20 protein-coding genes are annotated in these 24,074 nt (G+C 63.0%); 8 read left to right on the top strand and 12 right to left on the bottom strand.

Annotated elements, in window-relative coordinates:
* Window positions 1-7 precede the first annotated feature (7 nt).
* Together AB4N80_RS18375 and pedF are read right to left on the bottom strand one after the other, a co-directional pair.
* Window positions 8-883, bottom strand: a complete 876-nt coding sequence (locus AB4N80_RS18375; protein WP_122565540.1) for a substrate-binding periplasmic protein — start codon at window positions 881-883, stop codon at window positions 8-10.
* A gap of 5 nt (window positions 884-888) precedes the next feature.
* Window positions 889-1,350, bottom strand: a complete 462-nt coding sequence (gene pedF / locus AB4N80_RS18370; RefSeq protein WP_122565541.1) for a cytochrome c-550 PedF — start codon at window positions 1,348-1,350, stop codon at window positions 889-891.
* A gap of 253 nt (window positions 1,351-1,603) precedes the next feature.
* Here pedF and exaA point away from each other — a divergent pair, with 253 nt between their 5' ends.
* Both exaA and AB4N80_RS18360 read left to right on the top strand, forming a co-directional pair.
* Window positions 1,604-3,469, top strand: a complete 1,866-nt coding sequence (exaA, locus tag AB4N80_RS18365) for a quinoprotein ethanol dehydrogenase (RefSeq protein ID WP_354337003.1) — start codon at window positions 1,604-1,606, stop codon at window positions 3,467-3,469.
* 128 nt (window positions 3,470-3,597) lie between these two features.
* Window positions 3,598-4,242 (top strand): pentapeptide repeat-containing protein, encoded by a 645-nt coding sequence (locus AB4N80_RS18360; RefSeq protein ID WP_305490500.1) that lies wholly within the window; start codon window positions 3,598-3,600, stop codon window positions 4,240-4,242.
* A gap of 185 nt (window positions 4,243-4,427) precedes the next feature.
* Here the strand turns inward: AB4N80_RS18360 and AB4N80_RS18355 are convergent, their stop codons facing one another.
* Window positions 4,428-5,066, bottom strand: a complete 639-nt coding sequence (locus tag AB4N80_RS18355) for a response regulator (protein WP_305467184.1) — start codon at window positions 5,064-5,066, stop codon at window positions 4,428-4,430.
* Window positions 5,066-6,319: a HAMP domain-containing sensor histidine kinase gene (locus tag AB4N80_RS18350; RefSeq protein WP_122565545.1), complete on the bottom strand. Its 1,254-nt coding sequence runs from the start codon at window positions 6,317-6,319 to the stop codon at window positions 5,066-5,068. The genes AB4N80_RS18355 and AB4N80_RS18350 overlap by 1 nt, the downstream gene beginning before the upstream one ends.
* Window positions 6,320-6,697: 378 nt before the next feature.
* On the opposite strand from AB4N80_RS18350, the gene AB4N80_RS18345 reads away from it, so the two are divergent.
* The 6 genes from AB4N80_RS18345 to AB4N80_RS18320 all read left to right on the top strand — a co-directional run bounded on the left by AB4N80_RS18345 (window position 6,698) and on the right by AB4N80_RS18320 (window position 11,914).
* Window positions 6,698-7,864, top strand: coding sequence for an ABC transporter substrate-binding protein (locus tag AB4N80_RS18345; RefSeq protein ID WP_305467186.1), 1,167 nt, complete (start codon window positions 6,698-6,700; stop codon window positions 7,862-7,864).
* A gap of 27 nt (window positions 7,865-7,891) precedes the next feature.
* Window positions 7,892-8,881, top strand: a complete 990-nt coding sequence (locus tag AB4N80_RS18340) for a YVTN family beta-propeller repeat protein (protein WP_122565548.1) — start codon at window positions 7,892-7,894, stop codon at window positions 8,879-8,881.
* Window positions 8,878-9,609, top strand: a complete 732-nt coding sequence (locus AB4N80_RS18335; protein ID WP_460078147.1) for an ABC transporter ATP-binding protein — start codon at window positions 8,878-8,880, stop codon at window positions 9,607-9,609. The genes AB4N80_RS18340 and AB4N80_RS18335 overlap by 4 nt, the downstream gene beginning before the upstream one ends.
* On the top strand, window positions 9,606-10,400 hold the full coding sequence (locus AB4N80_RS18330) for an ABC transporter permease (RefSeq protein WP_122565550.1): 795 nt from the start codon (window positions 9,606-9,608) through the stop codon (window positions 10,398-10,400). Before AB4N80_RS18335 ends, AB4N80_RS18330 begins: the two co-directional genes overlap by 4 nt.
* Before the next feature lie 254 nt (window positions 10,401-10,654).
* Window positions 10,655-11,188 (top strand): PQQ-dependent catabolism-associated CXXCW motif protein, encoded by a 534-nt coding sequence (locus AB4N80_RS18325; protein WP_354337007.1) that lies wholly within the window; start codon window positions 10,655-10,657, stop codon window positions 11,186-11,188.
* 60 nt (window positions 11,189-11,248) lie between these two features.
* Window positions 11,249-11,914, top strand: coding sequence for a response regulator transcription factor (locus AB4N80_RS18320; protein WP_053122521.1), 666 nt, complete (start codon window positions 11,249-11,251; stop codon window positions 11,912-11,914).
* A 146-nt stretch (window positions 11,915-12,060) separates the two neighbouring features.
* Here AB4N80_RS18320 and nahK read toward each other — a convergent pair whose 3' ends face one another.
* From nahK to nosR, 8 genes are all read right to left on the bottom strand, one after another.
* Window positions 12,061-14,703 (bottom strand): hybrid sensor histidine kinase/response regulator NahK/ErcS', encoded by a 2,643-nt coding sequence (gene nahK / locus AB4N80_RS18315; RefSeq protein ID WP_240998420.1) that lies wholly within the window; start codon window positions 14,701-14,703, stop codon window positions 12,061-12,063.
* Window positions 14,633-15,796 (bottom strand): nitric oxide-sensing protein NosP, encoded by a 1,164-nt coding sequence (nosP, locus tag AB4N80_RS18310; protein WP_122565554.1) that lies wholly within the window; start codon window positions 15,794-15,796, stop codon window positions 14,633-14,635. The genes nahK and nosP overlap by 71 nt, the downstream gene beginning before the upstream one ends.
* A gap of 241 nt (window positions 15,797-16,037) precedes the next feature.
* Window positions 16,038-16,565, bottom strand: a complete 528-nt coding sequence (locus AB4N80_RS18305; protein ID WP_460078144.1) for a nitrous oxide reductase accessory protein NosL — start codon at window positions 16,563-16,565, stop codon at window positions 16,038-16,040.
* Window positions 16,566-16,595: 30 nt separating this feature from the next.
* Entirely contained in the window at window positions 16,596-17,426 is an 831-nt protein-coding gene (locus AB4N80_RS18300; protein ID WP_122565556.1) for an ABC transporter permease, read from the bottom strand.
* Window positions 17,423-18,340 (bottom strand): ABC transporter ATP-binding protein, encoded by a 918-nt coding sequence (locus AB4N80_RS18295; protein WP_305481673.1) that lies wholly within the window; start codon window positions 18,338-18,340, stop codon window positions 17,423-17,425. The genes AB4N80_RS18300 and AB4N80_RS18295 overlap by 4 nt, the downstream gene beginning before the upstream one ends.
* Window positions 18,337-19,647, bottom strand: a complete 1,311-nt coding sequence (locus AB4N80_RS18290) for a nitrous oxide reductase family maturation protein NosD (RefSeq protein ID WP_122565558.1) — start codon at window positions 19,645-19,647, stop codon at window positions 18,337-18,339. Before AB4N80_RS18290 ends, AB4N80_RS18295 begins: the two co-directional genes overlap by 4 nt.
* A 26-nt stretch (window positions 19,648-19,673) precedes the next feature.
* Window positions 19,674-21,593 carry a TAT-dependent nitrous-oxide reductase gene (gene nosZ, locus AB4N80_RS18285; RefSeq protein ID WP_305467194.1) on the bottom strand — a complete coding sequence of 640 codons (1,920 nt, stop codon included), beginning with the start codon at window positions 21,591-21,593 and terminating at the stop codon, window positions 19,674-19,676.
* Window positions 21,594-21,646: 53 nt separating this feature from the next.
* The gene (gene nosR, locus AB4N80_RS18280) at window positions 21,647-23,797 is read right to left on the bottom strand and encodes a transcriptional regulator NosR (RefSeq protein ID WP_460083109.1); all 2,151 of its coding nucleotides are present in this window, start codon (window positions 23,795-23,797) and stop codon (window positions 21,647-21,649) included.
* Window positions 23,798-24,074: the final 277 nt, after the last annotated feature.

Raw genomic sequence — 24,074 nt, 5'->3', positions numbered from 1 at the left:
TGCGCTCCTATTGGTACATCTCGGGTACTTCGTAGCGCAGGCCATAGCGGGCATACATTGCCTTGAGGCTGCCGTCGCGGATCAAGCCTTCCAGCGCCTCTTCCACCGCATAGGCCAACTGACGGTTGCTTTCATGCACCGCCATGCCGATTTCCCAGCGTTGCTTGCCCATGTTCGGATAGGCATTCTCCGCCAGTGCCAGTTGCGGATCGGCCGCCTCATGCACTTGCCAGTCGACTTCCCCGCGCATGGCCATGACAGCGTCGACCTCCCCGGCCTGCATGGCCCCAAAGGCTTTGGCAACGCTGGGGTAATGGCGGGTCCTGGCGCTGAGCATGCCGTTGAACACCGAGGTCAGGTAGAACGACGGCACGCTGTCGACTTCCACCCCGATGGGGTGTTGCTGGAACACCGCGACGCTGCCCACCGAATCCAGTCGACGACGGTCATACGCGACCTGCCAGCACTCCTGCTGATAAGGCCCGAACATCACCACCTGGGCGTTTTCCAGCTCACCGATGTCGTTGCGCTTTTGCACATAGTCGTGATCGTACGGCACACGCATCATCAGGTCGGCCAGTTGTCGGTCGTGCAGCGGGCTGCTGCGCCAGATGTAGTCGCGCAGATCGTCATCGAGCTTCTCGCCGGGCGGCGCCCAGAGCAGTTTCAGACGCACACCCATGACCTTGGCCAAAGCCTGCGCCAATTCAACATCGACACCCCGGGGCTGGCCCTGGTCTTCAAAACTGTAGGGGGCGAAGTCTTTGTAAACCGCGACCTTCAACTCACCAGCGGCGATCATCTGGTCGTAGCTGCGCACCTGCGCCTGCACCGCCTGGACACATAGCAGCAGGCTGCAGATTACCCACGCGAACAGGCGCATGGCGATCACTCCTCGACGTGCACGCTGTCGAGATAGGTGCGCACCGCCCACAAGGCTTCCTGGCTCAGGTAATCGGCCATTTTCGGCATGTAGACCCGGCCGTCGCGCACCGCACCGTGGCGCACGCGCTCGACAAACCACTCATCGCCGGCTTCGGCGGCGTCGAGCATGCGCAGGTCCGGGGCGATCCCGCCGGACTTGGCCTCCAGGCCATGGCAGGCCGCGCAGTTCTGGTTGTAGGCCGAGGCACCGATTTCCACGGCTTTGTCACGCTCGGGGGAATTGCGATACGGGTTCTGGGCAGCCCATCCATCGGCATCCAACGGCAAGTTGGTGTCCTTGATCGGAGTCAGACCCTTGGTTTCCACTGCTTGGGGCACTACGTTGCCATGGGCCCATGCGGAGCCTGCGCCGGTCAGCCCCATCAGAAATGCGGTCGCGATGATGGCGTTGCGTTTTGTTGTCATTGTTATGCCCTCTGGATTGCACGCAAGACCTCTTGGCAGAGGCCGTGCCGTCATCTTAGGAACCCTGTGCCACCAGCCGAATGCTGCTTTGGTGGCCGGGGTCTAGTTCCTTGGTAGCAGGCCATCCGACGCAAGTCGCAAAGACAGGCGGTTCGGGAAGTTTTCCCGGCAAAGGCGGGACTTTTTCCGTATCGGCGGGCCCCGGCGCGACCCAACCTAGTCAGGCCAAAACCTTTCACTGGGAACTGCCACCATGAGAATAAAAACGCTACCCGCCCTCTCCGCCCTGACCGTTGCCTTGCTGCTGGCCGGCAGTCTGTCGCTGAGCCCCTTGGCCAACGCCGCAGCATCAGGGGTCAGTTGGGAAGACATCGCCAACGATCACCTGACCACCCAGGACGTGCTGCAATACGGCATGGGCACCAACGCCCAGCGCTGGAGCCCGCTGGCCCAGGTCAACGACAAGAATGTGTTCAAGCTGACCCCGGCCTGGTCCTACTCATTCGGCGACGAGAAACAGCGCGGCCAGGAATCCCAGGCCATCGTCAGCGACGGCGTGGTGTACGTCACCGGCTCGTACTCGCGGGTGTTCGCCCTCGACGCCAAGACCGGCAAGCGCCTGTGGACCTACAACCACCGACTGCCGGACAACATTCGCCCGTGCTGCGACGTGGTCAATCGCGGCGCAGCCATCTATGGCGACAAGATCTACTTCGGCACCCTCGACGCGCGGGTGGTCGCCCTGGATAAAAACACCGGCAAGGTGGTGTGGAACAAGAAGTTCGGCGACCACGCCGGCGGCTACACCATGACCGGCGCCCCGGTGCTGATCAAGGACAAGACCAGTGGCAAGGTCCTGCTGATCCACGGCAGTTCCGGTGACGAATTCGGTGTGGTCGGGCAACTGTTCGCCCGCGACCCGGACACGGGTGAAGAAGTCTGGATGCGCCCGTTCGTCGAAGGCCACATGGGCCGCCTCAACGGCAAGGACAGCACGCCGACCGGCGACGTCAAGGCACCCTCCTGGCCCGACGACAAAACCACCGAGACCGGCAAGGTCGAGGCCTGGAGCCACGGTGGCGGCGCACCTTGGCAGAGCGCCAGTTTCGATCCCGAGACCAACACCATCATCGTCGGCGCGGGCAACCCCGGCCCATGGAACACCTGGGCACGCACGGCCAAGGACGGCAACCCTCACGATTACGACAGCCTCTACACCTCGGGCCAGGTCGGTGTCGACCCAAGCACTGGCGAGGTGAAGTGGTTCTACCAACACACGCCCAACGACGCCTGGGACTTCTCCGGCAACAACGAGCTGGTGCTGTTCGACTACAAGGACAAGGACGGCAAGGTGGTCAAGGCCACCGCCCACGCCGACCGCAACGGTTTCTTCTACGTGGTCGACCGCAACAACGGCAAGCTGCAGAACGCCTTCCCCTTCGTCGACAACATCACCTGGGCCAGCCACATCGACCTGAAGACCGGCCGCCCCGTGGAAAACCCCGGCCAGCGTCCGGCCAAGCCATTGCCCGGTGAGACCAAGGGCAAGCCGGTGGAAGTCTCGCCGCCCTTCCTCGGCGGCAAGAACTGGAACCCCATGGCCTACAGCCAGGACACCGGTCTGTTCTACGTCCCCGGCAACCAGTGGAAAGAGGAATACTGGACCGAGGAAGTGAACTACAAGAAAGGCTCGGCTTACCTGGGTATGGGCTTCCGTATCAAACGCATGTACGACGATCACGTTGGCAGCCTGAGGGCGATGAACCCCACCACCGGCAAAGTGGTGTGGGAGCACAAGGAACCGCTGCCGCTGTGGGCCGGCGTGCTGGCGACCAAGGGCAACCTGGTGTTCACCGGCACCGGCGACGGCTTCTTCAAGGCCTTCGATGCTAAAACGGGCAAGGAGCTGTGGAAATTCCAGACCGGCAGCGGCATTGTCTCCCCGCCCATCACCTGGGAACAGGACGGCGAGCAGTTCATCGGCATAACCGTCGGCTATGGCGGCGCCGTGCCGTTGTGGGGCGGCGACATGGCCGAACTGACCAAACCCGTGGCCCAGGGTGGCTCGTTCTGGGTGTTCAAGATTCCGAGCTGGGATAAGGCAACAGCGCAGAAGTAACTGAGCTAAAACACCCTCTCCTGTGGGAGCGAGCTTGCTCGCGATAGCGGCGACTCATTCAGCAATGATGTTGACTGACACACCGCCATCGCGAGCAAGCCCGCCCCACAATTGCCTGAGTTCATGCCATGAAATCATTACCACTGCTGCTTCTGTTCATCGGCGCCTTTGCCAATGCCGATGACCCCGACACCCCGTTGACAATCAACGGCTGCCTCATCGCCGAATCCAGCCAATGCCCCGGCGCCAACCTGCGGGGCGCAAAACTGGCGAACCAGGACTTGCGCAAGATGAACCTCAGCGGCGCCGACCTGCGTGATGCCGACCTGCGGCACGCGCGGCTGGACCTGGCCAACCTTGAGAAAGCCCAGCTACAGGGCGCCAACCTGACCCGTGCCAGCCTGCAGCAAAGCAACCTGCGCCTGGCGGACTTCAGCGGTGCCACGCTCACGGCAATCCAGGGTTGGGGCCTGTTCGCCCAGGGCGCGCAGTTCCAGCGTGCCGACCTGACGGCGGCCTACCTGCAGTTTGCCCGCCTGTCCGGCGCCCGCCTGCACGAGGCCAATCTGCAGGCGGCGGACCTGGAAATGGCCTGGCTGAGCAAGGCCGACCTCAAGGGCGCCGACCTGCGCGACGCCAACCTGCAGGAAGCCAAGCTCGGCGAAAGCAACCTGGAACAGGCCAACTTGAGCGGTTCTCGCCAGCATTATGGGAATTTCCAGGATGCGAATATGCAAGGCTGTACGGGGTGCCCGTCTTCCTGGGATCAGTGAAGGCTCCAGAGACACACAACCCTGTGGCGAGGGGATTTATCCCCGCTGGGCTGCGCAGCAGCCCCAAGACCACCACCTCACAGCGTCAGACTCACTCAATTGAATGTATCGGAGGCTGCTGCGCGCCTAGCGGGGATAAATCCCCTCGCCACAAGGGATCATCATCACTTTTCGAGTGCGCATTTTCACCCCGCCACCCGCACCACCCCCATATCAATCCCCAAATGCACCAACTCGGCATGGGAACTGACCCGCAACTTGCTCTTGAGCAGCGTCAGGTGGTTGGACACGGTCTTGGCGCTGATGCATAGCTGTTCGGCGATGGTACGGGCCGGGGTGCCCTTGGCGAGCATGACGAAGATCTCCAACTCCCGTTGGGTCATGCATTGCAGGCGCGGGTCGACAGCCTGCCGGGAGCTGGCGCAGGCCAGTTGCGTGGCCAGGGACTGTTCGATGTAGGCATGGCCGGCCAGCACCCGGCGTACCGCTTCCACCAGCACCTGGGGCGCCGAATTCTTGGTCAGGTAGCCCGCGGCGCCGGCGTCCAATGCCTGGCGCACAAGCGGCAGTTCGTCATGCATGCTGAAGAACAACACCCGCAATTGCGGCAGACGCTGGCGCAGCCGGCGGGTGGTTTCCAGGCCACTGATACCGGGCAGGCCAAAGTCCATGATCACCAGGTGAGGCACCTGTTCCTGCACCTGGCTCAGCGCCTCTTCACCGCTGGCCGCTTCGCGGACCTGCAGGTCCGGCATCAACACCCGCAGCAGGCTGGCGTAGCCTTGCCGAACCACCGCATGGTCATCCACCAACAAAATATTCATCACGCCTCCAGGGCAATATTCAAAGCCAGCGCCCAACCGGCGCCAGGCTGGCTGATGATGCGCAACTCACCGCCGAGGCTGCGCGCCCGTTCGGACATCGAGTGCAAGCCCACACCGGCGCGCGATGGTTGTGTCGCACCGCGGCCGTTGTCGCGCACCAGCAACCGCAGGCGCCCGGCGCGATGTTGCAGGCGAATCCGCACCTGGGTGGCACCGGCATGCCGGGCAACGTTGGTCAGCGCCTCCTGCAACAAGCGATACAGGTGGGTCTTGTCCGCCCCGGACATAGGCGGCAGGGCTTCGTCGATCCGCAGCTGACAGGCGATGCCCTGGGTTGCCTGCCATTGCCCGGCCAACAGCCCGATGGCCTCGCACAATGGCAGGTGCTGCAACACCACCGGGTACAAGTCATGCACCAGTGCCCGAAAACCGTGTTGCAAATGCTCGCAATGGTCTTCGAGCTGGCGGACGGTCTGCTCCAGCGCCGATGGCTGATCCATCACCAGCCGCAACAGGCAGGCGCGGGCACGAATGCCGGCCACGTATTGACCCAGGTCGTCGTGCAGGGTCTGGGCCAGCCGGGTGCGCTCCTGCTCCTGCACGGCCAGCAAGGCCTGGGTGAGCCGGGCGTTATCGGCCTGGGCCTCGGCCAAGGCAGCGGTCATGCGGTTGAAATGCCCTGCCAGCTGCTGCGCTTCCGGGAGACCGTCAGTGCCCAGACGCACCTGCAGGTTCCCGGCAGACACCTGACGCAACGCATGGAGCAACTCATCGAGCAGACGCATGCCCCGGCGGACCGCCCAGCGGATCACCAGCAAACTGAGCAACAACGCCAAGGCGCAGACATACAACAGTTGCACCAACGAATCGATAATCTCGTCGATTTCGTCCCGTGGATCGACCGCAATCCACGCCCGTCGACCGTCAGGCAACTCCACCACCTGGGCTGCGGGGCCGTCGTCCAGTAGACGGCGGCCGAACCAGGCCTTCATCCCGTCTTCATCCGCCGGGAACCGCTCCCCAGGGGCCAGCCAACGGACCCGCACATGACGCAGGCTGCCGGTCAACCGCGGCTGGAGACTGGCTGGGTCGCGCTCGGCGGTTTCGCGCAGGTAATGCACCACCGACTCGGCCGATTGCAGCTCTCGTTTCACATCGGCCGTGGCCTGATGCAACAACAGGACGGCACAGGCCAGGGTGACCAGGGCGAAGAAGGCTGACACCCAGAGGTTGATACGCCAGAGGGCTGACATGGCTAGCGTTCCACCCCTGAATTGATACCTACCCCCTGTGGGAGCGAGCTTGCTCGCGATAGCGGTGGTTCAGTCGGCCTCAGTATTGGCTGTGCCGTCGTCATCGCGAGCAAGCTCGCTCCCACAGGGGGGCTTGGGGGTTTCCAGGTTTTGGGACGGTCAACCCCGATCAAACTCAGGATCAGCAGCAACGGCAGCAGCAGGGTCTTGAGAATCCGCATGGTCTGTCCCCTCCTGGTCAATGACGATTGCCTTGCATCCTAAAACCCCGGCCTCCACGGCGAGTTACTACCTTGGTACTGCCCCGGCGGTACTTTCTGCATATTTCCCCAGGGCCATCGCCTTCCTATGCTGGCGCTACCCGCAATGGAGGACGTCATGCGCCGGCTCGTCAGTTACGCCCTGGTTATTCTGCTGGCAGCGGCAACCGCTCACGCAGGCGAGGCCACGCCGCTGCAAGTGCGCATCGGCTACCTGGGTTATCGTCCCGACCCGGGCCCGCTGCTCTCCAACGTCATTGCCGAACCGGCCGATGCCGGGTTGCGCGGCGCTGAGTTGGCGATCGTCGACAGCAACAGCACTGGGCGTTTTCTCAAGCACGACTACCGCCTGGAAAGCGCCAGCGTCGACAGTCCCGAAGCTTTGCTCCAGGCCGCCCGTGCCCAGCACGACCAGGGCCTGCGGCTGTTCGTGGTCAACGCACCGGCCGCCAGCCTGCGCCAGCTCAGCGCCGCCCTGCCCGACAGCCTGCTGTTCAACGCCGGCAGCCCCGACGACAGCCTGCGCACCACCGACTGTCTGGGCAACGTGCTGCACAGCCTGCCCGACCGCGCCATGCTTGCCGATGCCCTGGTGCAGTTCAGCGTGGTGCGCAAATGGCAGCGGGCCTTGCTGATCGTTGGCCAGACGCCCGAGGACCAGGCCTATGCCGCCGCATTGCGCCGAGCCATGAAACGCTTCGGCATGAAGATCGTCGCCGAGAAAGCCTGGCAGTTCGACAACGACCAGCGCCGCAGCGCCCAGGCCGACATGCCGCTGTTCACCCAGACTGCCGAGTACGATGTGGTGCTGGTGGCCGACGAGCGCGGTGACTTCGGCGAATACCTGCCCTACCAGACCTGGTACCCGCGCCCAGTGGCCGGCACCCAAGGGCTGACGCCCACCGGCTGGCACAAGACCGTTGAAACCTACGGCGCGGCGCAATTGCAAAAACGCTTCGAAGCCCTGGCCGGGCGCTGGATGAACGACCGTGACTTCGCCGCCTGGATCGCCGTGCGCAGCATCGCCGCCGCCGTGAGCAAACTGCGTCAGGACGACCCGTTCGCCATCCGCCAACTGGCCCTCAGCGACCAGTTGCCCCTGGACGGTTTCAAGGGTCGCAAGCTCAGCTACCGGCCGTGGAACGGCCAGTTGCGCCAGCCGATTCCCCTGGTCCAGCCCCGGGCACTGGTGAGCACCTCGCCCCAGGACGGCTTCCTGCACCCTTCCAATGAAATGGACAGCTTGGGCCATGACCGGCCCGAAGTGAGCTGCCGTTACCCCTGATCGATAACAACAATAAGGAAAACCGCCATGCGCCGCTCCCTGCTCCAACCGGCCCAGTTGTGCAAAGCCCTCGCCCTGGGCGCTGCGTTGCTCGCCGCCGGCCCCGCGGCCGCCAGCATCGCCTGGGTGTCCAACGAGAAAGACAACAGCCTCAGCCTGATCGACATGCAAAGCCTGGAAGTCATCGAGACCCTGCCGGTGGGCCAGCGTCCCCGGGGTCTGTTGCTGTCCCACGACAGTCGCCTGCTGTACATCTGCGCCAGCGATTCGGACCGAGTCCAGGTGATGGACGTCGCCACCCGCAAGATCATCAAGGAACTGCCTTCCGGCAAGGACCCGGAGCAGTTCGCCCTGCACCCCAACGACCGCTGGCTCTACGTGTCCAACGAAGACGACGCCCTGGTCACGGTGATCGACACCCAGACCTCCGAAGTGCTGGGCCAGATTGGCGTGGGTGTCGAGCCCGAAGGCATGGCCGTCAGCCCCGACGGCAAGTGGGCGGTCAACACCAGTGAAACCACGAACATGCTGCACTGGATCGACACCAGCACCCAGACCCTGGCCGACAACACCCTCGTCGACCAACGGCCGCGCTTCGTCGAATTCAATCGCGACGGCACGCAGCTCTGGGCCTCGGCGGAGATCGGCGGGACGTTGACCATTCTCGACGTCGCCACGCGCCAGGTGCTCAAGACCCTGACGTTCCAGATCAAGGGTGTGCATCCAGACAAAGTGCAGCCGGTGGGCATCAAGCTCAGTGCTGACGGCAAGCTGGCGTTCGTCGCCCTGGGCCCGGCCAACCATGTGGCGGTGATCGACGCCAAGACCTTCGAAGTCCTGGATTACCTGCTGGTGGGTCGACGGGTCTGGCAACTGGCGTTCACCCCGGACCAGAAGCAATTGCTGGCGACCAATGGCGTGAGCGGCGATGTTTCGGTGATCGATGTAGAGAGCCGCAAAGTCCTGAAGTCGGTGAAAGTCGGGCGCTACCCTTGGGGCGTGGTGGTCACGCCATGAACGCCCTGGAAGTCAGCGACCTGAGCTTTGCCTATGGCGCACGCGAAGCTCTCAAGCAGATGAACTTCAGCCTGCCCGCCGGACGTTTCGCCGCGCTGCTGGGGCCCAACGGCGCCGGCAAGTCGACGCTGATCGCCCTGCTCACGCGCCTGTATGACCTGCAGCGCGGCGACATCCGCGTCGGCGGCCATTCCCTGCAAAAGTCACCACGACCGGCCTTGCGCCAGTTGGGCGTGGTGTTCCAACAAAGCACCCTGGATCTGGACCTGAGCATCGAACAGAACCTGCGCTACCACCTGGCGCTGCATGGTTTTTCCCGGCGCCAGGGCAGCGTCCGTCTTGATGCCGAACTGACCCGCCAGCACCTGATCGAGCACCGCCATGAGCGGGTGCGCGACCTCAATGGCGGGCATCGGCGCCGGGTGGAAATCGCCCGCGCCTTGCTCCATGAGCCGCGCCTGTTGCTGCTGGACGAACCCAGCGTCGGCCTCGATCCGGCCAGCCGCCTCGCCTTGGGCCTGCACATCCGGCAACTGTGCAACGAACAGGGCATCAGTGTGCTCTGGACCACTCACCTGCTGGACGAAGTGCAGCCCAGCGACGACCTGTTGATCGTGCACCAGGGCCGCTTGGTCGCCAGCGGCCAGGCCGATGCGGTGAGCCTGGAACACGGTGGCACCCTCGGTTCGGCCTTCACCCATTTGACCGCCTCGGGAGTCCGGCCATGAACGCGTATTGGCACTGTTTCAGCGGCATCGTCATGCGCGAATGGCTGCGCTTTGTGCTGCAACGTACCCGGCTGCTCAGCGCCCTGGTCCGACCACTGCTGTGGCTGCTGGTGTTCGCCGCCGGTTTTCGCGCGGCATTGGGCATCGCCATCATCGCGCCCTACGACACCTACATCCCTTACGAGGTGTACATCGTACCGGGGCTGGCCTGCATGATCCTATTGTTCAACGGCATGCAGGGCTCGCTGTCGATGGTCTACGACCGGGAAATGGGCAGCATGCGCGTCCTGCTCACCAGCCCCCTGCCGCGGGCTTTCCTGCTGGCGAGCAAGTTGCTGGCGACGTCGCTGATCTCGCTGTTGCAGGTCTACGCCTTTCTCGCCATCGCCTGGCTGTACGGCATCCAACCGCCGGCCATGGGCCTGCTGCTGGCCTTGCCGGCCCTGCTGCTGGTGGCCCTGATGCTCAGCGCCCTGGGCTTGTTGCTGTCCAATGCCATCCGGCAACTGGAGAACTTTGCCGGGGTGATGAATTTCGTGATTTTCCCGCTGTTCTTCCTGTCTTCGGCGCTATACCCGCTGTGGAAAATGCAGGAAGCCAGCCCGTGGCTGTATTGGCTCTGCGCGGTCAGCCCGTTCACCCATGGCGTGGAATTGGTGCGTTTTGCGCTGTATGAGCAGTTCAACCTGCTGGCGATGGTGGTGTGCGTGGGGTTGACCCTGGTGTTCGCGCTGTTGGCGGTGTGGACGTTCAATCCGCAGCATGCGGCGTTGCGCAAGGCCGGCAGCTGACGCCTCGTTGCACAGACAGTCTGTGGGAGCAAAGCTTGCTCGCGATGGCGGCGGTTCATCCAGAATTGATGTTGACTGGCACACCGTTATCGCGAGCAAGCTTTGCTCCCACAGGGTTCGGTGCATGTTCTCCATGTCGTGCGGGTCGTTAACACTCAAATTACTACTTTAGTACCGGTTTTCCTGTCTATGGTCGCATTCACAAGACCTCGACCCTGGCATGTAATGGGCGCATAACAAAAAGGATAAATCCTATGCCCCGTTTGCTGGCGATCCTCTTGCTGGGCCTGGCGCTGAATGTCGCCCAGGCCGAGACCGTGCTGTTTTCGGCGCAAGGCTATCGCATCGCCCAATACCGCAGCCCGACGCCCTCCACGGTCGACGGCGCCCAGACCCTCGACACCCAGGCCCTGCAACGCCTGCTCAACCAAGCCCAACCCCCGCAGCTGATCGACGTTTATCGTCGCCCGTGGGTCCAGGGGCGTTTCATCGACAACGAACCCCATGCCAACCTCCCCGGCAGCTTATGGCTGGCCAATACCGGAGACGGCGATCTCGACCCGACCTGGCAGGACTACTTCAGCCATCACCTGCGCACGGCCACCGGCGGGCGGTTGGATCGACCGCTGGTCTTTTATTGCCGCGCCGATTGCTGGTTAAGCTGGAACGCGGTAAAACGCGCCGCTGCCATGGGCTATAAGCATTTGTATTGGTACCGCGATGGCCTCGACGCCTGGGAGGCAGCCAACCTGCCCCTGCAAGCGGCCCGGCCCGAACCCTTTCCCTGATTTTGCACAGAAATGCGCGTAACTGCCCTGCCCCACACGACAATAACGAGGTGAATGGCCATGTATAAAATCCTGATAGCCGACGATCACCCACTGTTTCGCGAAGCCATCCACAACGTCATCAGCGACGGTTTTCCGGGCAGCGAGGTCATGGAGACCGCCGACTTGGACAGTGCCCTGGCATTGACCGCCGAGCACGACGACCTGGACCTGATCCTGCTGGACCTGAACATGCCCGGCATGCACGGGCTCAATGGCCTGATCAACCTGCGCAACGAGGCACCGACCATCCCCGTGGTGATCGTCTCCGCCGAGCAAGACAAACAAGTGGTGCTGCAAGCCATTACCTATGGCGCGGTGGGCTTCATCACCAAATCCTCGCCACGCTCGCAGATGACCGACGCCATCGAGCAGATCCTCAACGGCAACGTGTACCTGCCGCCCGACATCATCCGCACGCAGAAAAGCCCGATGGGCCGCCGCCTGAACGAAACCCCGGCCTTCCCACCGGAACTGCTCCAGGCCTTGACCCGCAAGCAACTGCTGGTGCTCGAACGCATGACCAAGGGCGAGTCGAACAAGCAGATCGCCTACACCCTGGACATCGCCGAAACCACGGTCAAGGCCCACGTCTCGGCGATCCTGCGCAAGCTCAATGTGCACAACCGGGTACAGGCTATCCTCAGTGCCGGGGATATTGATTTCGGGGCTTATTTGCGGCGTTGAGGCGCACAACCCTGTGGCGAGGGAGCTTGCTCCCGCTGGGGCGCGAAGCGGCCCTAAACCCTGACAACTCGATATGCCAGACAGACCTTGGGGGCTGCTTCACAGCCCCGCGGGAGCAAGCTCCCTCGCCACAAAAGCCATTTGGCTCAATGACTCTGGGTTTGGCCCAACAGATGACTCATCGCGATCTTGAGCTTCATCGGCCGCACCGGCTTGTGCATCAGGGTGTGCCCGCGCTCGCGGATCTGCTGCTTGAGTTCGTTGCTGTAGTTGGCGGTGATCATCATGGCCGGGATCGGTGAAGCCCGGCGGGCATTGATCCGGGCCACCGCGTCCATGCCGTTCTGATCATGGTCCAAGTGATAGTCGGCAATCAGCAGGTCGGCCTCGGCGTGGTAGTTGTCCACCTGGCAGGCCAGGTCCTGTTCCGACAACGCGGTCACGACCTGGCAACCCCAACCCTCCAGCAAGGTGCGCATGCCCGCACAGATCGCCGCGTCGTTATCCAGCACCCAGACCCGCGCCCCGCGCAGACGTTCGAGCATCGGCTCGCTCATGTCCAGGCACGGCAACGGCTTGGGCGCGGTGGCGCTCAGCGGTACGTCGATGGCGAACATCGAGCCCTTACCCGGCCAGGAGCGCACCTGGATCCGGTGCCCGAGGATCCCGGCGATTTTCTCGACAATTGCCAGGCCCAGGCCCAACCCACGGTCTTGGTTCGGACGCTGGACGTCGCCGCGCTTGAACTCCTGGAATATTTCCTCCAGGCGGTTCTCGGCAATGCCGATGCCGCTGTCCCAGACTTGGATCGACACCCGCTGGCGATGTCGGCGGCAGCCCAGCACCACCCGGCCGCTGGGGGTGTAGCGAATGGCATTGCTCAGCAGGTTGCGCAATATCCGCGCGAGCAATTGCATGTCGCTGCGCACCAGCACCGAACAACCGACAAAGTGCAACTCCAGCCCTTCGCTGCGGGCGATCTGAGCGTATTCGGCGGCCAGATTGTCCAGCAGCTCACTGAGGCCGAACGGCGCGACATCGGCCTTGATCACTCCGGCGTCCAGCTTGGAGATGTCCACCAGGGTGCCCAACAGGTTCTCCACGTCCTGCAGCGAGTTGCTGACGTTGCGCACCAGTTGCGCATTGGCGACCGGTTCGCGGCGCTCAAGCAAGGCACTGGTGAACAACCGGGCGGCGTTGAGCGGTTGCAGCAGGTCATGACTGACCGCCGCGAGGAATTTGGTCTTCGACAGGTTGGCCTGCTCGGCCTCGCGCTTCGCCTCTCGCAGGCGCAACTCCACCCGGCTGCGCTCGTCGATCTCGCGTAGCAACTGGTCGTTGAGGGTGGTCAGTTCGGCCGTGCGTTCCTGGACCCGCTGTTCCAGGTTCTGGTAAGCCTGGTGCAGCGCTTCGGCGGTGCGGCGGCGCTCGGTGATGTCGCGGATCAGCACGAAAATCCCCACCACTTCGCCATTGGCCAAACGGTTAGGCACGTAGGAGCGCAGCATGTAGCGCTCCTGGTTGTTGATGTTGGTCTCGGCGAATTCAAAGGTGACGCTCTCCCCCGCCAACGCCCGCGCCACATAGGCTTCCAGGCGCTGGTAATGCTGCTCGCTATGGGCTTCGCGCAGGCTCTGGCCGAGCATCACGCCACGAGGCCAGCAATACCATTGCTCGTAGACCTTGTTGGTGAACTCGTAGACCAGGTCGGCGTTGAGGTAGGCGATCAGCGCCGGCACATGGTCAGTGATCAGGCGGATCCAGCGCTCGCTTTCGCTCAGTGCCTCGGCGTGCTGGTAGCGCTCGGTGATGTCGGTGAAGGTGTTGACGTAGCCGCCGGTGGGCAACGGATGCGTGCGAATCTCCAGGACCCGGCCATCGGACAGGCGCTGCTCGCATTCGTGGACCAGCCGGCCGTTGCTGTCGCGACTGGCCGGGGTCAGCAGCTGCAACTCACTGTCGCCGATCACCTCATTGAATGGTCGATGGGCCGCCACCGGTGCCAGGCCACTGAGTTCGAGGAAGCGCCGGTTCCACAGCTCCAGCACGCCTTGGGCGTTGACCATCGCCACGCCTTGGGACAGGTTGTCCACTGCCCGCTGCAACAGGTGGGATTTCTGCGCGATGGCCTGCTCGCGACGCACGGTTTCGCTGAGCTTGACGTCGGTAATGTCGGTAAACAGGATCACCCGCCCGCCTTCCTGGGTCGGCCGCTCGCTGACTTGCAGCCAGCGCCCGTTCTGCAAGCGATACAACACGTGCTCGTCGGCCTGGCCGCGGGGTTCTTCGCTGAACAGCCCGTTGGCGGTCATCAAGCGCTTGACCTCGCAAAGGCGCATCCCGGCGATGATGCGCACCCGGCTGTTGGCCCAGAAGGCCTTGAAGCGGCTGTTGAACAGGACGATGCGTTGCTGCTCATCGAACAGCACAAATGCATCGGAGATGCTTTCGATGGCGTCGATAAGGTGTCGGTGGGCGGTTTCCGCCCGCAGCCGCGCCTCGCCCAGCAAGTGATTGCCGGCCTTGAGTTCAGCCATGGCCTGGTTCAGGGCGTCGGTGCGCTCACGCACCTGCTCGGCCAACACCACCGAGTGCTGGAACGCCGCATAGGGGTCGTTGCCCCGGGTGGCGCCGGACTCCACCCGCTCGATCAGCGCCTCGTTGATGCGCCGCAACTTGCGGTTTTCATGTTGCAGGCTGGCAAGCTGGGCCTGTAGGTCAGCGATGGCCGGGGACGCGATGTCGGGCAATGGCAACTCCGGTGAACGTCTGGTTGATGTGCATGCCATTGAACTGTTCTCCATAGGTGTTGAACCCCATCACCCGTTGTTCGCGCAGGAACTGGCCGATCTGCTCCAGGCCGCCGCGATCTTCCAACTCCAGGCGCCTGAGGAAGCAATCGCAGCCGATGGTCAGCAGCAAATCGCCGAGGCGCGCCTGCAAGCCCTCGAACAGCGTTTGCAGGTTGTGCAGCAAGGGACCGGGGGTCATCGCGGTGAGGACGATGCCGTTCTCCACCGCACAGTAGAAACTCAGGCTCAGGTCCGGATGCACCTGCTGGATCGCCCGCACGTAGTACTGGTCGTTGATGCGCACCGCCAGTGGATGGGCGGCAAAAACCCGATAGTCGAGGGCGCTCACCGGCACGCCGATGTGCCGGGCGTATTCCTCGGCGGCGGGTTCGGCGTTGAGCTCATAGACCCGCCGCGAAGCACTGTCGGCGCCAGTCACCACCAGTTTCTCTTCCCTGGGCAGGATGTGATGGGTGGTGAAGACTTCGAATTCCAGCCAGGTGTTGATCAACAGCACCACGGCGGCGCCACTGTGGAACTGGCCTTCGAAGTAGACGTGGGTGTGGGTCAGGTAGTTGTCATCGCCGGCCGAACCGCCGAAATGCGGGATGTCCCCCAACGCGGCACTCAAGGCCGCCAGCACCATTTCCTCGCGACTGGACAGGCCATCGAGCAGGGTCAAGGCGAAACTGTGACCCTTGATCGGCGCCAAGGCGTTGCTGCGACAGCCGCTGGCCAGGCGCTCGACCATTTGCTGGGCGTCGATCAGGCTGAAGTGTTCCATTTCGCCGATCAACTCGGCGGCGATGGAAAAGTGCCGATGATCGAACCCCACCGCCGTCACGCAGTTGCGGCCGTAGCCCTGGGAGGTGATTTCCCCGGCGCTGGTGCAGCCCACCAGGCGAATCCCGCCGAAACTCTGGGACAGCGCCTGGCCCAGGGCCGGCAAGTCGTATTCGGCGGAACAGAAAAACAGCACGAACCCCAGGTGTGGGTGCAACAACTGCCGCGCCAGCGCCTGGGCCACCTGCTGGACGTCGGTCGCCTGGGACATGGCGCTCACCACACCTTCGCTCTGGGCCTGCTGCATCGTCGCCTCCGGCGGGTGCGTGATAGGAACCCTGAGTGTACGAAGCCGCGCCGGGTCGACGAATGCTACTTGGGTAGCGGGTGGACGCTTCCATGGGATGAGATTGCTCCCGCTATGTGGGAGCAAGGCTTGCCCGCGATAAAGGCGATGCGGTCTGGCAGAATCGAGGCGCCTCTATCGCGAGCAAGCTTTGCTCCCACAAGCGTCCTTGCCACAAGAGCGGTTCGGTGTGCAGGCAGTATCAGTGGTTCATCGGCGCCATGGCGCTCGCCTGCCCCAGCAGTTTCTGGTCGATGTCTTCCAGGCGCAGCACCCGGCCGCCGGTATCGCTCGCCAGTTTTTGTGCCGCCTGGGGATCGGAGAACGAAGCCAGGACCACGCCCATGGCGCCTTTGAGCCCACTGCCGATGACGAAGTAGGCGCTACGAGCGTCGATCAGGTGGGCGTCATCCGGCGTGTCCCAATGGCTGCGGCCCATGTCGTGGACATACAGCTTGACGTCGGACCGATGGTTTTCCGGCTGCAGCCACCAGCCCAGCATCTCCGCCGGCGAGCAGAACTTCTTCACGCCGCTCGCCGCGACCGCCGCACCCTTGGGGCCGGGAAAATCGGTGATGATCATGCCGCACACATGACACTCGTCACTGGGATGGAACCCCGGCGCCGCCTCGCTGGCCGCAGGTGGCTCGGCTTTGTCGCAAGCCGTCAGCGCCAGGCACATCAATAACCCGGCCAGGAGGCGGCCCCCCTTGAGGTACACCTTGTTCATCGTTGCATGCTCCCTTATCAAGATTGAAATTCACGGGCTCCGGCGATTGAACAACCGATAGGCCAGCCATAACGGGACCGCCATCCATAAACCCAGGCACAACCAGAGCCAAGGCCCCGACACCGGCAGGTCGCTGCCCAGGGTCAGCACCGCGGCGCCGCTGGACACCGCATCGAATCCGGACAGATTGATCAGCCGATAGACGTCGGTAGGGTTGAACAACAGCAGCCATGGCAATAGCTGCGGGCTGAAGCGCCCCTCGCTCAGCACCAGCAGCGCCAGCAACGCCAGGTCGAACACCAGCACGAAGAAAAACCACACCCCCAGCGCCAGCCCGGCCGCGGTGGATTTCTCTGCCGACAAACTGCTCAGCACATAGGCCAGCCCGAGGAACACCCAGCCCAGCAGCGTGCTGGACAGCATGAAGCGACCGAAAGCCCAGAGCAGCAGGCTCAACTGGACATCATCCACCAACAGGGCGATGGCCAGCATGGCGCAGCCAAAACCGATGAACGTGGCCAGGGCCAGGATCAAGCCGTGGCCGACAAACTTGCCCAGCAGCAATTGGCCGCGCCCCAACGGGTAGGTCAGCAACAGCAGCAAGGTGCCGTTCTCGTCCTCGCCGACAATCGCGTCGTAGGCCAGCAGCAAGGCAATCAGCGGCATCAGGAAGGTCGCCAGGCTGGACAGGCTCGCCACCGTCGCGGGCACCGAGGTAAACCCCAGTTGACCGGACGCCGCAGCGCCGAGCCAGGCAATGCCAATCGCCAGCACCGCGAACAACAAACTGATCGCCAACAACCAGCGATTGCGCAGGCCATCGCTGAACTCCTTGCGGGCCATGTTCCAGACCGGATTCATAGGCTGACCTCCTCGGCCGCGGCACGGAGCATGTAATGACGGTACAAATCCTCAAGCGACGGCGGCTTGATCTCGACATCCGTCGGGTCGTCCTGGGCCAGTAACTGGCGCAGCAATTTCAGTTTGCTGCCGTCCGGCGCGCACACTTGCACCCCTTCCGCCCCCCAACCCTGGGTGGCATGCCCTTCGCTGCGCCAATGCTGGCGAAGCCAATCGGCCCGTGACAGGCCCGAGGCTCGGATCAGCGTCGGCAGCCCCGCCTCCTCCCGCAACCGAGCCAGGCTGCCCAGGGCCAGCAGGCGACCTTGGGTAAGAATCGCGGCGCGGTTGATGTGCGCTTCCACACCAGGCAAGACGTGGGAACAGAGAATGATGCTGGTGCCCTGCCAACGCAGGCGGTCGAGCAATTGATAGAGGTCCTGGGTGGCGATGGGGTCCAGGCCCACGGTCGGTTCGTCCAGCAATAACAGGCGCGGCTGGCCAAGCAGGGCCTGGGCCAGGCCGAGGCGTTGGCGCATGCCCTTGGAGTAGGTCCTTACCCGCCGTTGAGCAGCGCCCGCCAACCCCACTTCGTCCAGTAAACGCTCGACCTGCTCCGGTGCCGCGCCTTTGAGCCGGGCAAAATGGCGCAAGGTTTCCAGCCCGCTCAATTGCGGGTAGAACATCACGTTCTCGGGCAGATAACCGAGCATCTGTCGCACGCCCGGGTCGCTGGGCGCGCGGCCGAAGACACGCACCTCGCCCTCACTGGCCCGCAGCAAACCGAGGATCAACTTCATGGTGGTGGTCTTGCCCGCGCCGTTGTGCCCGAACAGCCCGAGCACCTCGCCTTGGGCCAGGTTCAAGTCCAGCCCGCGCAGTACGGTGACATCGCCATAGCGCTGGCTGACCCCTTCGATCTCGACGACGTTCAAGACGCGTCCTCCTGGGTACTGTTGCGTGACGGGGGCTGGACAGGGGTTTGCATCAGCGGATGACTGTCCATCACCCCGGGGGATTTCATCACCGGGAAGGCCCGCTGCACCCAGCGCAGCAGTTCGATCCCCGGGCTGTTCATCAGCAATCGCACCTGGGGATACAGCCACAGCAGGCGATCGACGTTGTCGTTGGGTTCATAGGCCACATCCCCCATACCGTCACCATTACGATCCCAGCCCAGGTAGTCGCTCCAGTAATTGCCACGCCCATCCGCCGACCATTCCTGCAACCGCGTGGCCACGTATTTGACCTGGCGCTGGTTATGGACGAAGGCATTGCCGGCGATGCGGTTATCCTCCGAGCCGGCCGTCAGGTGGATACCCACGGCGCTGCGCTCGAAATGATTGCCTTCGATGCGGTTGAACAACGAGTTGTAAATGAACAGGGCCTTGCCCTCGGCACCGGTGATCATGGTGTCGCCGGTGGACCCGTCGCGCACGTCGCTGACGAAGTTGTCGCGCAGGGTGGAATAAGTGATGTAGTTCATCAGGATCCCGTAGTTCTGATCCTGTTCGGAGCGATTGCCGATGACCGTCAACTGGCGGCTTTGCATCAAGGCATAACCGGTGCGGGTACGCCGGGTGACGTTATCCAGCAGGCGGTTATCGTTGGCGAACATGTAATGCACGCCGTAGCGCAGGTCTTCGAGGACGTTGCCCTGGAGCAGGTTGCCGCTGGAAGTGTCGATGTAGATGCCATCGCGGGTTTCGCGCACCTGGTTGCCGATGACCCGGGCGCCGTGTACGGCATACAAATGGATGCCGTTGCCGCGGTCCTGGGAGCGCAGGCTGGGGTCGCCCTGGATGTGGTTGTCGATCAGGCTGACGTCCCGCGTGCCATCGACCCAGATACCGAAGCCCTGGCCCTGCATCCGGTTCCCACGAACCACGGCCCCTTGGGCGACCGGTTGGATGAAGACGGCCGCGTTCATGGCCGTGAGGTCGTGGCCCCAGTCCAGGAAGGTACAGCCCTGGACCTGGACGTTCGGGGCGCGAATGATCAACCCATTGCCCTCGCCCTGCCCCTGGAATACTGCATCCGGCGCGCACGTGAGGGTCATGGGCTGGTCGATGCTGAACGAGCCCCGGTAGTGGCCCGCAGGCAGGCGCCATTGCTGGGTGCCCTCGGCCTGCAAAGGCAAATCGGTGATCGGCTGCGGTGCGCCGAACGCCCCGCCCGATAACAGGCAAAGCACCAGCGCAATGACCGGTTGGCGGGCGTGTTGCGGCTTTTTCCCGGTCATTGCACCTGTCTCCTTGATGAACCGACTCAGGCCTTTTCAACCAGCATGCGCCCGACCATTTCCATGTGCAGGGCGTGGCAGAACCAACTGCAGTAGTACCAGTGCAAGCCGGCCTTGTCGGCGGTGAAGGTGATGGATGAGGTCTGTTGCGGGCTGATCTCCATGCTGGCGCCGTGGTTGGTCATGACAAAGCCGTGGGACACGTCTTCGATCTGATCGATGTTAGTGATGGTCACCGTCACCTCGTTGCCTTGCTTGACGGTGAACTCCGTCAGGCCATAGGCCGGCGCCATCGAGGTCATGTACACCCGCACCTTGTTGCCGTCGCGGATGACCTTGTTGTCGGTTTCCAGGTTGATGCCGTCCTTCTTCGCCAGGGCCACGGTGTCGGCAAAGAACGGATCATTGCGGTTCCAGATTTTCTGGGTCTTGATCTGGTCGCGCCGCGCGAGAATGCAGTCATGGGGTTCGGCGAAGGCCGGCCCGTCGTGCACCAGCTTCATTTCATCACCGGAAATGTCGATCAACTGATCGTTCTCCGGATGCAATGGGCCGGTGGGCAGGAAACGGTCCTTGGAGAATTTGCACAACACCACCAGCCACTTGCCGTCCGCCTCACTGGTTTCGGTGAGGGACGCGTGGTTGTGGCCGGGTTGGTACTGGACGTCGAGTTTCTGCTTGATGTAATTGACCTTCTCGCCCTTGTAGGCGCGGATGGCCTCGTCCATGTTCCACTTCACCACCTGGCTGTCGATGAACAACGTCGTATAGGCATTGCCACGCCCGTCGAAGGTGGTGTGCAGCGGCCCCAGCCCCAGTTCCGGCTCGGCGACGATCACTTCGCGTGGGTCCTTGAAGCGGTCGGCGAACAAGTCGTCCAGGCGGTCGATGGCGATCATCGAGACCGTCGGCGACAGCTTGCCGTTGGCGATGAAGTATTTGCCGTCCGACGAGGTATTGAGCCCATGGGGGTTCTTCGGCACGGGAATGTAGCGGGTAAACTCGGAGTCCTTGCCATCGGTCTTGCGACCATCGACCACCGGCACCTTGGAGCCGTCCAGGGTGATGAATTTGCCGGCCTTGATCGCCGCCTCGATGCGCGGGATGTTGAACACCACCACCCAGTCGCGCTCGTTGCGCATCATGCCGCCCAGGTCATAGGCCTTCTCGGAGTTGTAGCAGGTACTGGCGGCGTATTTGCCAGTGTAGTCGGCGTCGGAATTGTCCAGGTTGCCGTCGACGATCACCTGGAACGCCATTTCCATTTTCTCGGCATCGATGGCGTTGAACATCGTGAAACTGTTTTTGTCTTGCAGGTCGAAGGTGTGGCCGTCATTGGGGTGCGGGATCACGAACTCGGCGTTGGCGAATACGTACTTGGTGTACGGCACCTTCTGCAATCGCAGGCCGTGAATGGCTTGCACGTTGGGCACGGTGAGGATCTTGTCGCACTTCATGATGTCCAGGCGGATGCGCGCGACCCGGGAGTTGGCCTTGTCGTTGATGAACAGGTATTTACCGTCGTACTTGCCGTCGGTCATGGAGATGTGCGGATGGTGGCAGTCGCCGTTCTGGTATTTGGCGCTGTCGCCGAGAATGCGCTTGCTCTCGTTGGTCAGGCCCCAACCGGTGGCCGAGTCGACGTTGAACACCGGGATGCGCATCAGCTCGCGCATCGACGGCACGCCCAGCACCCGCACCTCGCCTTGGTGGCCGCCGCTCCAGAAACCGTAATACTCATCGAGTTCACCTGGGCCGACGTGGATCTTGGACTTGGCCTCCTTGGCCGCCGCGGCCCAGGACTCACGGGTGAACGTCCCGGCCCCCAGCGCCGTCGCGCCGGCCAGTACCGCCCCCGTTACCGCACCGGTGCCGAGAAAACTGCGCCGGCTGAAACCCCGGGGTTCCTCCACCGCGCCAGGGGTTTGGTCTTTTTTGTCGCTCATGCTGTGTGCTCCATGAAGAATGAAACGGTCAAGGGACAGGCCATTGGGGTGCCTCAAGGCGCCGGGTTCACCTGCACCACGGGAATCAGTTGCGCATCGGTCACGCTCGCCTTGCCGCGCTTCTTGCGCTTGTTGATCAGCGGCGGGCATTTGTTTTCGTTGTGCCAGGTCATCTGGCAGTCGAGGCAGTAATGGCATTCGTTGGCATTGATCCGGCCATCGGGGTGAATCGCCTGGATCTCGCATTCCTTGGCGCACAATTGGCAGGGGTTGCCACATTCCTTGCGGCGTTTGAGCCAGTCGAACAGCCGCAGCCGGGTCGGCATCGCCAGGGCTGCGCCCAGCGGACAGACATAGCGGCAATAGACTTTGCGGGTGAACAGATTGATCAGCAGCAGGCCCACCGCGTACGCCACGAACCACCACTGGCGGTCGAACTTGAGGGTGATGGCGGTCTTGAAGGGCTCCACTTCGGCCAGCCGTTCGGCGCTGGACATCGACTCCAGCGAGACGCCGAACAGCACCAGCAAGATGATGTACTTGATCGCCCACAGCCGCTCATGGACGGCGAACGGCAACTCGTATTGCGGCACCTTGAGCGTGCGCGCCAGTTCGTTGAGCAACTCCTGCAACGCGCCGAACGGACACAACCACCCGCAGAACACCCCGCGCCCCCACAACAGAATGCTGGCGGCGGTGAACACCCAGAGGATGAAAATCAGCGGATCGGTGAGGAACAGCTCCCAGCGAAAGCCTTCGAACAAGGCGTGGACGAAGGTCAGCACGTTCACCACCGACAGTTGCGCCAGCGCAAAGCCGCCCAGGAACACCACGGTGAACAACAGGTAACCGCGACGCAGCCAATGCAGCAGCCTCGGTCGCCGGGCCAGTGAGTCCTGGAAAAACAGGATCATCGTGAGCGCCAGCAGCGCCGCTCCGAGTACGGAGATCTCGACGCTTTTCTGATACCAGAGCGTCAGCCACATTGGCCGGCTGGCTTCCTCGGCGGCCGCCAGTTGCTCGGCGGTTGGCAATGGCCGTTCCAGGTAGGGTTCGGGCAGTTGATAGGCCAGTTCGAAACTGCTGAAGGTGCCGCTGACCGGGCCGGTCTGGCGGCGCACCAGCAGCTCCAGGGTCCAGGGCGAGCCGGGGTCGAAACGGTGGGAGGCGCGGATGATAAAGATCGCCATTTCGTCGAAGTCCGGCATGTCGTCGAGGGCCACATCATTCAGGCGCTGGAAATCCAGGTCGCGAAAGCTGATGGTGTCGCCCGACTGGCGCAGCTGCACCCGGTCGAAGATACCGCCACGCACGTATCCCGAGCCCTTGAAGGAATAACGCCCGCTGCCCATCACCGCGATGGCGTGTTCACCGGGTTTGAGCTCGCTCATCAGCGCGCGGTACTGCGCATCGCCCAGCAGGTTGCGGCCAATGGTGGGAGGGTTGAGGTGGGTGGCGTAGAGGTCGATGAAGGTGTCATTCACCTGCTCGCCGCTGGCGGTTTCGACCTGCTCGGCTTCGGTGCCCTTGAAGGACGCATCGACTTGGCCACGGGTCAGGTGCAGGCGACGGACAGCGCCGTTGCCAGTCAGGGTCTTCCAGTCGGCGGGCTGGTAGATATCCTCGCGCACCCGGGCCGGCGCCACGGCCAACCCTGCGTCACCCTTGACCAGGCCCAGGGACACCGCGACATCGTGAGCGGCGCGCATGATCACTTCGTTGACCACCATGGCCGTCACAGTGGCGCCGGCGATCGCATCGACAGTCACCGCATTCGGGTCGCGGGAATGCCCCACCACCACCCGCTGGTTGACCTTGATGCCGCTGTAGCGCGCGCTGAAAGCGTGGAGTTTTTCTTCGGCGATGCCGATCAGCAGGATCGGTTCGTGGTGTTCAAGCACGTAGGCATCGAGGATCACCCCGGCAGGATCGAGGATCACCTGGACATTGATCGGCTTGCCTGAATACGCCGGAATGTCCACCACGTCCAAGCTCTGGAAGACATAACCCACGACCTTGCCGGCGGCGGACAGTTTGCGGACCTTGAAGGAACCGTCGGGCTCGGAGATCGAATCGACCGGACTCAGGACATGATGGATGCGCTGTTGCGGGAGGTCACCGTAGTCCTTGGCCTGGACGATTGCGGCGAACATCAGCAGTAGAACGAACAGCCCGGGGAGCCAGGAGCGGGATAGGTGCAGCATCACAAAGGGAGGGGTCATGAGCGCCAGGGCTTGGAGGCAGGATCTTGGCGATCATTGTGGGGGCCGCCCCTGGCTTGGGCCCTTGATTGAAATCAACTTGGGAAGACTAAACCCGACTCACAAAAAGTCTGTGGCGAGGGGATTTATCCCCGCTGGGGTGCGAAGCAGCCCCAAAACCCGTCCCTGCGGTTTGTCAGGTTGATCCTGATCAGCCTCATTGGGGGCGCTTCGCACCCCAGCGGGGATAAATCCCCTCGCCACAAGTTGGTGTCAATTC

The organism is Pseudomonas sp. H3_A02 (genome assembly GCF_054671965.1).
This window is presented reverse-complemented; position numbering and strand designations above follow the sequence as displayed.

What these genes read in the sequence shown, in the direction of transcription:
- AB4N80_RS18375 (WP_122565540.1), bottom strand. Translation starts at nt 883, where the DNA reads ATGCGCCTGTTCGCGTGGGTAATCTGCAGCCTGCTGCTATGTGTCCAG.
- pedF (WP_122565541.1), bottom strand. Translation starts at nt 1,350, where the DNA reads ATGACAACAAAACGCAACGCCATCATCGCGACCGCATTTCTGATGGGG.
- exaA (WP_354337003.1), top strand. Translation starts at nt 1,604, where the DNA reads ATGAGAATAAAAACGCTACCCGCCCTCTCCGCCCTGACCGTTGCCTTG.
- AB4N80_RS18360 (WP_305490500.1), top strand. Translation starts at nt 3,598, where the DNA reads ATGAAATCATTACCACTGCTGCTTCTGTTCATCGGCGCCTTTGCCAAT.
- AB4N80_RS18355 (WP_305467184.1), bottom strand. Translation starts at nt 5,066, where the DNA reads ATGAATATTTTGTTGGTGGATGACCATGCGGTGGTTCGGCAAGGCTAC.
- AB4N80_RS18350 (WP_122565545.1), bottom strand. Translation starts at nt 6,319, where the DNA reads ATGTCAGCCCTCTGGCGTATCAACCTCTGGGTGTCAGCCTTCTTCGCC.
- AB4N80_RS18345 (WP_305467186.1), top strand. Translation starts at nt 6,698, where the DNA reads ATGCGCCGGCTCGTCAGTTACGCCCTGGTTATTCTGCTGGCAGCGGCA.
- AB4N80_RS18340 (WP_122565548.1), top strand. Translation starts at nt 7,892, where the DNA reads ATGCGCCGCTCCCTGCTCCAACCGGCCCAGTTGTGCAAAGCCCTCGCC.
- AB4N80_RS18335 (WP_460078147.1), top strand. Translation starts at nt 8,878, where the DNA reads ATGAACGCCCTGGAAGTCAGCGACCTGAGCTTTGCCTATGGCGCACGC.
- AB4N80_RS18330 (WP_122565550.1), top strand. Translation starts at nt 9,606, where the DNA reads ATGAACGCGTATTGGCACTGTTTCAGCGGCATCGTCATGCGCGAATGG.
- AB4N80_RS18325 (WP_354337007.1), top strand. Translation starts at nt 10,655, where the DNA reads ATGCCCCGTTTGCTGGCGATCCTCTTGCTGGGCCTGGCGCTGAATGTC.
- AB4N80_RS18320 (WP_053122521.1), top strand. Translation starts at nt 11,249, where the DNA reads ATGTATAAAATCCTGATAGCCGACGATCACCCACTGTTTCGCGAAGCC.
- nahK (WP_240998420.1), bottom strand. Translation starts at nt 14,703, where the DNA reads ATGGCATGCACATCAACCAGACGTTCACCGGAGTTGCCATTGCCCGAC.
- nosP (WP_122565554.1), bottom strand. Translation starts at nt 15,796, where the DNA reads ATGCAGCAGGCCCAGAGCGAAGGTGTGGTGAGCGCCATGTCCCAGGCG.
- AB4N80_RS18305 (WP_460078144.1), bottom strand. Translation starts at nt 16,565, where the DNA reads ATGAACAAGGTGTACCTCAAGGGGGGCCGCCTCCTGGCCGGGTTATTG.
- AB4N80_RS18300 (WP_122565556.1), bottom strand. Translation starts at nt 17,426, where the DNA reads ATGAATCCGGTCTGGAACATGGCCCGCAAGGAGTTCAGCGATGGCCTG.
- AB4N80_RS18290 (WP_122565558.1), bottom strand. Translation starts at nt 19,647, where the DNA reads ATGACCGGGAAAAAGCCGCAACACGCCCGCCAACCGGTCATTGCGCTG.
- nosZ (WP_305467194.1), bottom strand. Translation starts at nt 21,593, where the DNA reads ATGAGCGACAAAAAAGACCAAACCCCTGGCGCGGTGGAGGAACCCCGG.
- nosR (WP_460083109.1), bottom strand. Translation starts at nt 23,797, where the DNA reads ATGCTGCACCTATCCCGCTCCTGGCTCCCCGGGCTGTTCGTTCTACTG.